Consider the following 13,717-nt stretch of genomic DNA (forward strand, 5'->3'; position numbering starts at 1 on the left):
TTTATTCATAATAAATTAATCTTCTAAAGTGTGAAGCTATGATGTGAAATTATGAAAAAGTGGATCGCAAAAATTTGATAAAAATGGTATGAGTTTTACCCCGGTTTTACCCCAGCAAAAAAATGATGTGAAACAGAACCTTTATGAAGCCTTTTAGTATAAGGCTTTAGGATGGTACGCCCGGGTGGACTCGAACCACTGACCCCCACCATGTCAAGGTGATGCTCTAACCAACTGAGCTACGGGCGTATATTTAGAAAACACGCAAATATTAGCGGGCAAATAGTTTTGTTTCAAGTAAAATAATTAAAAATAGCTGTTTTTTTAATCTTTTGAACTAGATTGGTGATAAAATAGGCAAAACCAATATTGAAAATTCAGATATTTGTCACATTTTTGTACTTTTTATTTTCACTAATTCATTTAACAGTTCGATATGGATTCTGTTTTTAATATTGTTTATAGGTAAATGCATGTTCTCGGTGGTTTGTTGGTGCTAAATTAGCTATACTCCACAGCGTCGTTAAGTTATTACTGGTTCAGGTTGTTATGTCGTTTAAAGATCAGATTGAAGATGTTCTACATAATATTTTTGGTTATAAGTCGTTTAGGAATCAACAAAAAGATATTATTGAATCAGTGATTGACGGGCGTGATGTTTTGGCCGTTATCCCTACCGGTGGCGGTAAGTCGCTTTGTTATCAAATTCCAGCGGTCGTATTACCAGGCACAGCTATAGTCATTTCGCCACTTATTTCGTTAATGAAAGATCAGGTCGATCAATTGTTGGTGAATGGTATTCCTGCCGCATTTTTAAATGCAACTCAATCAGGCATCGAACAACAAAATGTTATCAACCAGTATCTAAACCATTCAATTAAATTGTTGTATATTTCCCCCGAGCGGTTGACAGTATCATCTTTTGGCGCGTTACTGGATCAGCATCCTCCTTCTTTAATTGCGATCGATGAGGCGCATTGTATTTCACAATGGGGACATGACTTTAGACCTGATTATCGCCAATTAAACCAGTTATCAAAACGTTTTCCTGATGTACCAATTATCGCGCTTACAGCCACTGCCGATGAAATGACACAGAGGGATATTCTTAATCAGCTCAATTTAGTTGATCCGTTGTTTGTGGTTCGTAGTTTTGATAGGCCGAATATTCGCTATACCGTGGTAGAAAAGTTTAATCTTACTGAACAAGTTGTGTCGTTTATTGAAACGCAAAAAGGGAATAGCGGGATTATTTATTGTTCTAGCCGTTCTAAAGTTGAGGACATGACAACAAGGCTTGTGGCAAGAGGGTTTTCGGCTATCGCTTATCATGCTGGATTGTCTACAAGCGAACGGCAAAGCGCTCAGGAGAGTTTTTTAAAGGATAATACACAAATTATTGTGGCAACAGTTGCTTTTGGAATGGGGATTAATAAGCCAAATGTTCGGTTTGTTGTTCATGCAGATTGTCCGCGTTCAATTGAGGCTTATTATCAAGAAACAGGTCGTGCTGGGCGCGATGGTGTTCCTGCAGAAGCGATGCTATTGTTTAAAAGTAATGATTTAAGTTGGTATAAGCAGCAAATCATTGAAAAGTATGATAACGATCAGAAGCAAGTGGAGCTTCATAAGATTCAGGCGATGGAGTCATTTGCGCAATGTATGACGTGTCGCCGTATTGTGTTGTTAAATTATTTTGGTGAACATAGAACTGAGCCTTGCAATAACTGTGATATTTGCCTTTATCCACCTAAGCAATATGATGCGTTGATTGATGCGCAAAAAGTTTTGTCTTGTGTTTATCGGGTTGAGCAGCGCTATGGTGCCCAATACATAGTGGATATTTTACGTGGTTCGGGGCGTTCACAAATTAAAGATAATCGACATAATAAGCTTTCAGTTTATGGAATTGGTAAAGAGCATAACGCTGATTATTGGCTTAGTGTAATAAGGCAGTTAATTTTTTTAGGCTATTTGCGGCAAAATATTTCCAATTTTAATACTTTGCAATTGACTGAAAACGCACGGGCAATATTGAAAGGTGAGGTGCAGTTAAAGTTAGCAAAACCACGATTAGAAATTGTTAAGAAGAGTCGTTTAAATCGTTATGCTCGATCAATTAATTTAACGACTATTCTATCTTATGAAGAGCGAATTTTATTTAATAATCTTAGACGATTACGTAAAGAGATTGCCGATATGGAAGATATCGCTCCTTATATTGTATTTAGTGATGCAACCTTACTTGAAATGGTGCAAACGATGCCTGAAAGTAAGACACAACTTATTAATGTGTCAGGTGTTGGTAAAATTAAATTGGAGAAATACGGCAATCTGTTTTTGGATGAGATTAATGACTTTGTAATTAAAAATATATAACGCTGTAAGTTAAAATTTAAATCAATTTATTCGTTGAAAAAAAAGTTGAGGAACGGGGTTTTTGAGCAAAAAAATCCTGTAATATGACGCTAATTATTATATGTTTTACTTAAAATTGCGTTTTTATAATCTAATTTGTTTATAAATTAATTAAGGTCTATTATTAATTCGAAAAGTGGCATCTTAAAGACTAATTTGGCTCTTTATGATATGATTAGCAAAATTTAATCGTAATAAGTAATGGTGATTATGAGTTATCAAGTTTTAGCACGTAAGTGGCGACCAAAGTCGTTTTCTGAGGTAGTAGGGCAGCAACATGTGTTGAAAATTTTATCTAATGCCCTCTCTCTTGGTCGGGTGCATCATGCTTATCTGTTTTCTGGTACACGAGGTGTAGGAAAGACGTCGATTGCTCGTTTGTTAGCTAAAGGCTTGAATTGTGAAAGTGGTATCACTGCAACACCTTGTGGTGTTTGTGATAATTGTCGTGAGATTGAGCAAGGTCGTTTTGTTGATTTGTTAGAAATTGATGCTGCATCACGAACTAAAGTCGAAGATACGCGTGAAATTCTAGATAATATCCAATACTTGCCAACTAAAGGGCGTTTTAAAGTTTACTTGATCGATGAAGTGCATATGTTGTCTCGCAACAGTTTTAATGCATTATTAAAAACTTTGGAAGAACCACCTGAACATGTTAAATTTTTGTTAGCGACAACCGATCCTCAAAAATTACCTATTACTATTTTGTCTCGCTGTTTGCATTTACATTTGAATGTGCTTGACACATCTTTAATTGGTGATCAGTTAAATCACATTTTACAATTAGAGCATATTGAAAGTGAGCCAAAAGCTATTCATTTATTAGCCAAAGCAGCCAATGGAAGTATGCGAGATGCGTTAAGTTTAACCGATCAGGCTATTGCGCTAGGTAATGGTAAAGTCGATGCCGTATCAGTTGCATCAATGCTTGGAACATTAGATAAGGCTATTCCTTTTGCGTTAGTTAATGCACTTTACCAAGGCGATGGTAATGCGTTAATGCAACAAATTGAATTGGCGGCAATGCAAGGAGCGGATTGGGATAATTTATTAGCTGAAAGCATTTCTTTGTTGCATCAAATTGCTTTATTACAAGTAGTACCTACAGCCTTAGGTGATTATGCCGATAGTGAGGAGCAATTGCGTTTTTTAGCTCAATACATTTCGCCAAATGATGTGCAATTGTTTTATCAAATTTTATTGATGGGTCGAAAAGAACTCGCGCTTGTACCTGACAAGAAAATGGGCGTGGAGATGAGCTTTTTACGCGCGTTAGCCTTTATGCCAAAAGATGTTGATTCGATTTCTCAACCGGTTTCAACCACTAATCCTTCAGCTGTAGGACACGCACCTGTCCCAAAGTCTAATCCGCCAAAAGTTGAATCAGCAACATCAGCTTCTGTGCCACCGATTCCAGTAAAGAAGGATGCAGCTAAGTCATCAGTTCAATCAACGGCACATTCACAATCATCATTAGCTGATAATAATGTTTCTCCTGTGCATCAAGCTAATAATTCGATGCCAGCCCATTCTATATCGCTTCCAGATGATGCTTCGTCTATCACTAAAAATATTTTAGAGATGCGAATGCAGTTAATGGAGGAACAAAGTTCAAAAAAGTCTGAACCGGTTGGTGCCAATCAACCATCAAGCGATTTAGTTAACTTGAGCCGTGTTAAACAGGCTACTAAGACTGAAGTTAATAGTGCAGTGGTGGATGAGGTTGTAGAGGACGACGAAGAGGAAATTACAGCAGAAAATTATCAATGGCAATCGACTGGACTGTTTGAGTCTAAGAATGAGCCGGTGATAGATGCGAAGTCAGTTAGGGAGTCACTTAAGGTTGATAAAACTCCAGAGATGACAAAAAAATTGATTGAAGAGATGATCGAAAAAGATGCTTGGAGTGCGGAAATTGAAAAATTGGAGATTGCACCGCTAATTAAACAGATTGCGGTTAATTCGTATCCTGAAATAGTCGATGATAATAGTGTAATTTTGCATACGCGTTCGGCTGTTGAGCATTTAACTAAGTCGTCGGCAAATTGTATTAAGCTACGAACTGCGATGTCAGCTTATCGTCAAAAAACACTTAATTTAGAGGTTGTGATTGATGATAGTAAGGATATAAAAACGCCATTAGAATTACGTGAAGATTTATATCAGCAGAAGCTTGAACAAGCTAAACAAACGATACATCAAGATCCTAAAGTTGAGACGATTTGTCAATATTTTGATGCCAAGATTGATGAATCGAGTATTCGTCCTGTATAATTACAGACTAAATGTTTTTAATGAGGAATAATTATGTTTCCAGGTGGAAAAGGTGGTTTGGGCAATTTGATGAAACAAGCCCAACAAATGCAAGCAAAAATGCAGCAAGCTCAGGAAGAGATTGCTAAATTAGAGGTTACTGGAGAGTCTGGCGCGGGTATCGTTAAAGTTACTGTAAATGGTGCACATAGTTGTAAACGCGTTGATATCGATCCGTCTTTATTAACCGAAGATGATAAGGAGATGTTAGAAGATCTTATCGCTGCAGCCTATAATGATGCTACTCGCCGTTTGGAAGAAGCTCAAAAAGAACGTATGGCTCAAGTTACTGGTGGAATGCAATTACCACCTGGTTTTAAAATGCCATTCTAATTTGAATCTTTAACTCTATTTTTCTGATATTGCTGACTTTTGTCGGCAATATTTTTGTCTACTGACTGTTTATTTATACAGTTTGTCTTTATTAATTTCCTCCTATCAGGTAAACTAACTCACAATTGTTTTTTTAATTCACATTCAATTTTGATCATAATAATTAGGCTGATGTTGAACGAGAGTTTTCGTTTAATACTGATTGATCAATGTTGTTTAATTGACATTATTTATTAAGGATATATTGTGATAGGTCGTTTACGTGGAATCATTATTGAAAAGCAACCACCCAAAGTGTTAATTGAAGTTGGTGGTGTTGGCTATGAAGTGTTTATGCCAATGACCTGTTTTTATGAATTACCTGATAATGGTAAAGAAGTGATTGTGTTAACTCATTTTGCCGTTCGTGAAGATGCTCAAGTGCTGTATGGCTTTAATCATGAACAAGAGCGTGAATTGTTTCGTGAGTTGATTAAAGTGAATGGTGTTGGTCCCAAATTAGCGTTAGCAATTTTATCAGGAATGTCAGCAGGGCAATTTATTAGTGCAGTTGAGCAAGGTGAAATCAAGACGTTAGTTAAATTACCTGGCGTGGGTACTAAAACGGCTGAACGATTGATTGTCGAAATGAAGGATCGAGTTAAACGGTTTGGTGAAGAGTTAGCTAATGTAAACGTAACTGTTGAGACTGGAAGTCTTAAAAAATCCTCAAGTCAGATTGAAGGTGAAGCCGTTTCGGCACTTATCGCTTTGGGTTATAAACCACAAGAAGCAAGTCGTATTATTAGTAAAGTCATTAAGCCAGACATGGATTGTGAAATGCTAATACGTGAAGCATTAAAGTCAGCATTATAAAGAAAATAGGGAACGATGATGATTGAAGCGGATCGTTTAATTGCGCCACAGGCTCAAAAAGAAGAAGAGTCGTTAGATCGGGCTATTCGTCCTAAATATTTGGATGAGTATATTGGTCAACCTCAAGTGCGAGAGCAGATGAAAATCTTTATTCAGGCTGCCAAGCAACGTAGTGATGCGCTTGATCATGTTTTAATTTTTGGTCCTCCTGGTCTTGGTAAAACCACTTTAGCTAATATTGTTGCTAATGAAATGAATGTTAATTTGCGCACTACCTCTGGCCCAGTGTTGGAAAAAGCAGGTGATCTGGCTGCAATGTTAACCAATCTCGAGCCTAATGATGTGCTGTTTATTGATGAAATCCATCGTTTATCTCCAGTTGTTGAAGAAATATTATATCCTGCTATGGAAGATTATCAGCTCGATATTATGATTGGTGAAGGTCCAGCCGCACGTTCAATTAAAATCGATCTTCCGCCCTTTACGCTTATTGGCGCCACTACTCGAGCGGGTTCGTTAACATCGCCATTACGCGATCGTTTTGGGATTGTGCAACGCCTTGAGTTTTACCGTGTTGAGGATTTGGAGTATATCGTTAGTCGTAGTGCTAAGTTTTTAGGTTTAGATCTTTCTAAAGAGGGGGCATTTTTAATAGCTAAACGCTCACGCGGAACGCCTCGTATTGCTAATCGTTTATTGCGACGTGTGAGAGATTATGCGGATGTTAAATCCAAAGGTGTTATTGATGAGCGTATTGCGACTCAAGCTTTAGATATGTTAGATGTGGATAATGAAGGCTTTGACTATATGGATCGTAAGCTACTTCTTGCCATCATCGAAAAATTCATGGGTGGTCCAGTAGGATTAGATAATATTGCTGCAGCAATTGGTGAGGAACGTGAAACGATTGAAGATGTGTTAGAGCCATTTTTAATTCAGCAAGGTTATATCCAAAGAACACCAAGAGGACGGATTGCAACACCTCATGCTTATCGACATTTTGGTATTGTTCAAGATGATTAATTTGATTTATTTTAATTTGAATTATCCGATTTTTAATCCAACACCGCCAAATGGCGGTGTTTTGCGTTTATAGGATAATTAACCAAGTTCTTTCTCAGTGAAAATACCACTAAATAAATCAGTACTAAGGTAACGTTCACCTGAAGAGGGTAATATTACCACGATGGTTTTATTCGCATTTTCTGGTAATCGAGCCAAACGATCAGCTGCAAATACCGCAGCACCAGATGAAATTCCTGCTAAGATACCTTCTTTTTCCATTATAATGCGAGCTGTTTCGATTGCTTCTTCGTTAGATACTTTTTCGACCAAATCAATCAAACTCAAATCTAAGTTACCAGGAATAAATCCAGCTCCGATACCTTGTATTTTGTGTGGGCCAGGTTTGATGGGTTCGCCAGCAAGTGCTTGCGTAATTACAGGTGAGGTAGTTGGCTCAACTGCGACAGCCGTAATGTTTTTTCCTTGAACTTTTTTGATGTATTTTGTTACACCAGTAAAGGTTCCACCAGTTCCCACTCCTGCAACGAAAATCTCGATTTTACCATCTGTATCAAGCCAAATTTCTGGCCCAGTGGTTTTTTCGTGAATTTCTGGATTGGCGGGATTGCTAAATTGTTGGAGCATAATATTGTGTTTTGGATTACTAGCAACGATTTCTTCCGCTTTTTCAATCGCACCTTTCATTCCCTTGGCAGCTTCAGTTAATACAAGGTTTGCACCTAACGCTTTTAGAAGTTTGCGGCGTTCAATACTCATGCTTTCTGGCATGGTTAAGGTTAATTTATAACCACGAGCAGCGGCAACAGCAGCTAATGCGATACCAGTATTACCACTAGTTGGCTCTATAAGTTCGACGTCAGGGTTAAGTAAACCACGTTTTTCGGCATCCCAAATCATATTTGATGCAATTCGGCATTTGACGCTGAAACTTGGATTACGAGATTCGACTTTAGCTAATATATTACCATTCCCAAAATGTTTTAATCGAACTAGGGGAGTATGGCCGATGGTTTGTGAGTTATCATCAAATATCTTACTCATGGAAAAAGTCCTTATTAGTTTATTCTTAGATTCAAAAGTGGTGGCAAGTAATTAATTAATGTTGATGACTATATTATAGATTGAACTGAAAAGATGATACTAATTATTAATTATATTCATATGCATTTTTGATATAAGGGCCTTTATTTTGACTAGCTGGTATCCTTTTTAGTGCTGGGATCTTACTATAGTATTGAAATGTGAATTTACATATACGCCATATTCAGGCGTGTTTTGTTAAGACATTATTTTAAGTTAGGTAATCGTTGATCATCAAATATTCAGAAATTTATGATTATCTATGAAACCATTATTCAATGAAACTATTTTCCATGTCTAATTCAATCCTTTTAATAGCTTGTTCGCAGCGGTATATTCGATTATCAAGGGCAGCGATTTTGGTGTGTTCTATTGACTCTAAAGAGAGTTCGAGCTCATATTTCATCTCTTGTAATCGTCGTAAATAATCTAAATGTCTTGAATGTTTTTCAGCTAATGTTTCTGTAATAATATGGCCAGTAGTTTGTTTACGTAAATGTACTGTGGCAAGCTCACGTGTTAGGGCGGTAATTTGGTTTATAAGTCTTTCTGATAAAAATTCGATTTGTGTGCGTTTTTCCGAAAGTACTGCATCACAAAGTGCTAGATAGGTTTGCTTTACTTTATCTAAATAGAATTGATTGTCGGTTTCAATTTTACTGGTGTTAAACAGATGCTCATCAAAATAATGCTCTTGATAGCTTTGTTGTTCGGATAAGTTCAAATGCTGTTCAAGCTCGTTTATTTGATTTTTCAATTTTTCCAAAAATTTTTGCATGGATATATCTTTATGGTTGGTTATCGTCATTTTGCCCAAAATAATTCCCTAAATGAATTTTAGATAAGTTTATTAGTTTCATTAACGATTCAAAAGTTAATTTTTCATTTGGATTTTTATTCGGACTTAATATCTTTTTTTCAATTAATTGCAATTTGATTCGGTTGTAGCTGTCAATTAAGTTGAGCGGTAATGGCGATTGAGAACGATATCCTAACCACAAGATCCCTTGAATAGGTAAACTTAAGGCAAATAGAATTGTGATTGCTGTTACCGCTAATTGCGCGGGTAAATAATATTGCCAAAGAATTAAGCCGATGATGATCGGCGGTAAAATTTTTTTTGCAACTTTGATGTAGTTAATAATTTTTAATTCAGGAAATGAATAGGATAGGGCTTTATCTTTTGGGCAAATATCCATATATATTTGACCTGCCTTAAAAATTTTAACTAAGTTCATCTGGTTTGGATTCCTCGACATTCACATTTTATTGTCTTAAAATAGAGCCATTCAAATTGGGGGCTCTCTTTATTTTATCTCAAATTTCAAGATATCAGAAGTCGCCTTATATAACACATTGATTAATGTGTAGAGTTGCCAATATTGATTGGTAAAAATCTTTTATTCAATTTATAGGAATTACTATGTCATCAAGTAATAACGCTCTCGTTCTGAATTGTGGAAGTTCATCTTTAAAATTTGCTATTATTAACCCTGAAAATGGTGATGAGTTTTTATCTGGTTTAGCTGAATGTTTTCACCTTCCTGATGCTCGTATCAAATGGAAATTAGATGGTGAAAAGCAAGAAGCTTCTTTAGGAGCTGGTGCAGCACATAGCGAAGCGATTAAATTCATTGTTAATAACATTTTTCCACAAAAACCAGAATTATTAGACAGCATAAAATCAATTGGGCACCGTATTGTTCATGGTGGTGAGAAGTATACCCAATCAGTTGTGATTGATGATTCCGTTTTAAAAGGTATTGAAGAAGCTTCTGCTTTTGCGCCTTTACATAATCCAGCACATTTAATTGGTATTCGCGAAGCTTTTATTGCATTTCCTCATTTAAAAAATAAGAATGTTGCAGTATTTGATACAGCTTTCCATACTACAATGCCTAAAGAAGCATATTTATATGCAATTCCTAATGAATTATATACTAAGTACGGTGTTCGCCGTTATGGTGCTCATGGTACTAGTCATTATTATGTCAGCCGAGAAGCGGCGAAATTATTAAATAAACCGGTTGATCAAACGAATGTGATTACATGCCACTTAGGTAATGGTGCTTCAATCACTGCTGTGAAAAACGGTAAAAGTATTGAAACTTCTATGGGGCTAACACCACTTGAAGGTCTAGTGATGGGTACACGAAGTGGTGATATCGATCCTGCTATCATGTTCTTTTTACATGACAATTTAAATATGTCAGTTGCTGGTATTAATAATTTATTAAATAAAAAATCAGGATTATTAGGTTTAACTGGTGTAAGTAGCGACTGCCGTTATGTAACAGATAATGCAGATAAAGACGAAAATGCTAAAAATGCTTTAGAAGTATTTGTTCACCGTTTAGTCAAATACATTGGTGGTTATGCGATGTTGTTAGACGGCCGTTTAGATGCAATCGTGTTTACTGGTGGTATTGGTGAAAATGCTGAATGTATTCGTCGTAAAACTTTAGAAAAATTAAGTATACTTGGTTTTGAGATTGATAAAGAACGCAATTTAGCTGCACGTTTTGGTAACGGTGGTGTGATCACTAAAGATGGTTCTGCTATTGCAATGGTTATTCCTACCAATGAAGAACTTGTCATCGCACAAGATGCAGCACGCTTAACAGCTTAAGCACTTTAAAACCGCCGTTAAGGCGGTTTGTTTTGGATTTAATAAAGAATTAAGAGGAAACTTATTATGTCTCGTACCATTATGCTGATTCCAACTGGTACCAATGTTGGATTAACGGGTGTAAGTCTTGGTGTTATTCGAGCAATGGAACGTCAAGGTATTAACTTAAATGTATTTAAACCAGTTGCCCAACCAAGAGCAGGTGGTGATGCGCCTGATAATACAACGACTTTAGTTAGTAATAATACATCGATTCCAACTTTGAAACCTTTAAAAATGAGTTATGTTGAAAACTTATTAGGTTTGAATCAACAAGATGTTTTGATGGAAGAAATCGTTGCACTATATGCAGAAAATACTAAAGGTGCAGATGTTGTTTTAGTTGAAGGTATTGTACCAACTATTGATTATCCATTTGCTAATGAACTAAATAATAACATCGCGAAAACTTTAGGCGCTGAGATTATTTTTGTGGTTAATATGGGTAAAGATGATCCAGAGCAGTTAAAAGAACGCATTGAGATTGCTCGCTCTAATTTTGGTGGCATCAAAAATGATAAAATTATTGGTGTGATTGTTAACAAAGTCAATGCACCAGTAGAAGAACAAAATCTCGCTCGTCCAGATGTTGTTGAAATTTATCATACACCTAAATTTGATGGTAAGAAAATTACAATTAATGATTTAAGCGAGCATAGCCCATTACCTGTACTTGGCTGTATTCCTTGGAACATCGATTTAAGTTCTTGTCGTACATATGACATTGCTAATCATTTGCAAGCTAAAATCATTAATGAAGGCGGTATTAAAAATCGTCGAATTAAACATGTTTCTTTCTGTTCTCGTAGCGTTCCAAATATCATTAATCACCTTCAACCGAACGCGTTATTAGTTACTTCAGCTGATCGTGCTGATGTTTTAGTAACAATCTGTTTAGCTGCCATGAATGGTGTTGCTATTGGTGGTGTATTATTGACTGGTGGCTATGATATTGATGAAAAAATCTATAAATTGTGTCAACCTGCTTTTGATACAGGATTACCAGTATTTACTGTTAAAACCAATACATTCCAAACTTCAATCAATTTACAGCAATTCAATTTAGAAATCCCGGTCGATGATAAAGAACGTATGGATAATACTCAGAATTTTGTTGCCGATCACATTGATCCAAGTTGGATTAAATCACTGAATGAAGTGGTTAGTTCTGCTCGTCGATTATCTCCTCCAGCATTTCGTTATCAATTAACTGAGCTTGCACGTAATGCGAAAAAAGTGGTGGTGTTACCAGAAGGGGATGAACCGAGAACAATTAAAGCAGCTGCAATTTGTGCAGAGCGTCATATTGCTAAGTGTGTGTTAATTGGTAATCCTGATGAAGTCCGTAAAGTGGCTGCGTCGCAAGGTGTTACTTTAGGTGCAGGTGTTGAAATTGTTGACCCAGAACGCATTCGTGATAAATATGTACCTCGTTTAGTTGAATTACGTAAAAACAAAGGTATGACTGAAGTTATTGCGCGTGAGCAATTAGCTGATAATGTTGTGCTTGGTACAATGATGCTTGAAGCAAATGAGGTTGATGGTTTAGTCTCTGGTGCTGTTCATACTACGGCCAATACTATTCGCCCTCCGCTACAATTAATCAAGACTGCTCCAGGTAGTTCGCTTGTTTCATCGGTGTTCTTTATGTTAATGCCTGATCAAGTTTATATCTATGGGGATTGCGCTATTAATCCAGATCCAAATGCGCAAGAACTTGCTGAAATCGCTATTCAATCTGCTGATACTGCTATTGCTTTTGGTATTGAACCACGTGTGGCGATGATCTCTTACTCAACCGGTAGTTCTGGTCAAGGTGCTGATGTTGAAAAAGTGAAAGAAGCAACACGTATTGCTCAAGAAAAACGTCCAGATTTAATGATTGATGGCCCTTTACAATATGATGCTGCGGTTATGCCTGATGTTGCGAAATCAAAAGCGCCAAATTCTAAAGTTGCAGGTAAAGCGACGGTGTTTATATTCCCTGATTTAAATACTGGTAATACAACTTACAAAGCTGTACAACGTTCAGCTGATCTTGTTTCAATTGGACCTATGTTACAAGGTATGCGTAAGCCAGTTAATGATTTGTCTCGTGGTGCGTTAGTTGATGATATTGTTTATACAATTGCATTAACCGCTATTCAATCCGCGCAAGAAAAAAATAGCTAGTAAATTATTAATATTTATGTTTAAATTTATGAGAGGTTTTTCAAAGACCTCTCATTTTTTATCTGTCCGATAAGTCCAATCACATAAAGTGACGAAATTAGTTAAGGATGATGTAAGTTATACATTATTTAGCGCTGTTTTTTGTTCCAATTCTATACATTATAAAGTTCTTTTTGATTAATTTATTCAAGCTATATGACTACACATGGTCTATATCTCCCTAATTTAATCAATTTGTTAATTATTTGTCCATTTCATTACCTGTTTAAAGATTAAGCAAAGCTGTTTTTATATTCCTAAGTTTTAAGAAAGATAAGTTTTATTTTCAATATTATTTTTAATTAAAAATACTAAAGGTATAACGGAATGAATTGTCTTAATCAGGACTCCATTAGAGTCATTGCTCCCAGCATTTATCATGATACTTCATGGAATGAAGCCGAAGTATTAGGCGCCATGGTTTGGTTATGGAACAGGAATTCCAATTATAGAAATGTTGCCATAAGTTCAGCATTGGAAACTTTACTGCCTACTATTCAGTCTAGGAATTTTATTTTACTCATTAAAAATAATCGACCACTCGGTTATCTCAATTGGGCATATTTAAATAAAGATGAGGAACGGGAATATCTAAACAAAACGAAAAGTTATGTGAATTTTGTTCAATGTAATAAGAAAGATGAAAGTAAACAATTATGGCTTTTATCTTTCTTTTGCCCATTTGGACGGAATGAATCTTTCTTGTTGAAATCTATTTGTAAAAAAGTTCTAAAAAATAATCTCTGCTTTTTCGGTTACCACAAGTCAAAAACAAACACCGTTGTAAAAAAAGTTCAATGTTAGAGTCTA

11 protein-coding genes and 1 tRNA gene are annotated in these 13,717 nt (G+C 36.1%); 8 read left to right on the top strand and 4 right to left on the bottom strand.

What is annotated here, in order from left to right; all coding sequences use genetic code 11:
* Window positions 1–172: 172 nt before the first annotated feature.
* A tRNA-Val gene (locus J3U24_RS08075) sits at window positions 173–249 on the bottom strand.
* A 300-nt stretch (window positions 250–549) separates the two neighbouring features.
* Between J3U24_RS08075 and recQ the strand changes: the two genes are divergently transcribed.
* The 5 genes from recQ (at window position 550) to ruvB (ending at window position 6,945) form a co-directional block, all read left to right on the top strand.
* Window positions 550–2,379 carry a DNA helicase RecQ gene (recQ, locus tag J3U24_RS08080; RefSeq protein WP_267337617.1) on the top strand — a complete coding sequence of 610 codons (1,830 nt, stop codon included), beginning with the start codon at window positions 550–552 and terminating at the stop codon, window positions 2,377–2,379.
* Window positions 2,380–2,628: 249 nt separating this feature from the next.
* A complete protein-coding gene (gene dnaX, locus J3U24_RS08085; protein WP_267337616.1) occupies window positions 2,629–4,695 on the top strand; it encodes a DNA polymerase III subunit gamma/tau in 2,067 nt (688 codons plus the stop codon).
* Between the two features lie 33 nt (window positions 4,696–4,728).
* Complete coding sequence (locus tag J3U24_RS08090; protein WP_065563043.1) at window positions 4,729–5,067, top strand: YbaB/EbfC family nucleoid-associated protein; 339 nt, start codon at window positions 4,729–4,731, stop codon at window positions 5,065–5,067.
* A 246-nt stretch (window positions 5,068–5,313) separates the two neighbouring features.
* Window positions 5,314–5,922, top strand: a complete 609-nt coding sequence (gene ruvA / locus J3U24_RS08095) for a Holliday junction branch migration protein RuvA (protein ID WP_065563044.1) — start codon at window positions 5,314–5,316, stop codon at window positions 5,920–5,922.
* An 18-nt stretch (window positions 5,923–5,940) separates the two neighbouring features.
* Window positions 5,941–6,945: a Holliday junction branch migration DNA helicase RuvB gene (ruvB, locus tag J3U24_RS08100; protein WP_267331857.1), complete on the top strand. Its 1,005-nt coding sequence runs from the start codon at window positions 5,941–5,943 to the stop codon at window positions 6,943–6,945.
* A 78-nt stretch (window positions 6,946–7,023) separates the two neighbouring features.
* Here ruvB and cysK read toward each other — a convergent pair whose 3' ends face one another.
* The 3 genes from cysK to yfbV form a co-directional block, all read right to left on the bottom strand.
* The gene (gene cysK, locus J3U24_RS08105; RefSeq protein WP_267337615.1) at window positions 7,024–7,989 is read right to left on the bottom strand and encodes a cysteine synthase A; all 966 of its coding nucleotides are present in this window, start codon (window positions 7,987–7,989) and stop codon (window positions 7,024–7,026) included.
* 310 nt (window positions 7,990–8,299) lie between these two features.
* A complete protein-coding gene (priC, locus tag J3U24_RS08110; protein WP_267337614.1) occupies window positions 8,300–8,806 on the bottom strand; it encodes a primosomal replication protein PriC in 507 nt (168 codons plus the stop codon).
* Between the two features lie 10 nt (window positions 8,807–8,816).
* Window positions 8,817–9,266: a terminus macrodomain insulation protein YfbV gene (yfbV, locus tag J3U24_RS08115; RefSeq protein WP_065734032.1), complete on the bottom strand. Its 450-nt coding sequence runs from the start codon at window positions 9,264–9,266 to the stop codon at window positions 8,817–8,819.
* A 185-nt stretch (window positions 9,267–9,451) separates the two neighbouring features.
* Between yfbV and J3U24_RS08120 the strand changes: the two genes are divergently transcribed.
* The 3 genes from J3U24_RS08120 (at window position 9,452) to J3U24_RS08130 (ending at window position 13,711) form a co-directional block, all read left to right on the top strand.
* Window positions 9,452–10,657 carry an acetate kinase gene (locus tag J3U24_RS08120; protein ID WP_267337613.1) on the top strand — a complete coding sequence of 402 codons (1,206 nt, stop codon included), beginning with the start codon at window positions 9,452–9,454 and terminating at the stop codon, window positions 10,655–10,657.
* Between the two features lie 66 nt (window positions 10,658–10,723).
* Entirely contained in the window at window positions 10,724–12,868 is a 2,145-nt protein-coding gene (pta, locus tag J3U24_RS08125; RefSeq protein WP_065734033.1) for a phosphate acetyltransferase, read from the top strand.
* Between the two features lie 366 nt (window positions 12,869–13,234).
* The gene (locus tag J3U24_RS08130) at window positions 13,235–13,711 is read left to right on the top strand and encodes a toxin-activating lysine-acyltransferase (protein ID WP_065734034.1); all 477 of its coding nucleotides are present in this window, start codon (window positions 13,235–13,237) and stop codon (window positions 13,709–13,711) included.
* Window positions 13,712–13,717: the final 6 nt, after the last annotated feature.

It is taken from the genome of Gilliamella sp. B2785, assembly GCF_026537005.1.
In the GTDB taxonomy this organism is placed as follows: Bacteria; Pseudomonadota; Gammaproteobacteria; order Enterobacterales; family Orbaceae; genus Gilliamella; species Gilliamella apicola_E.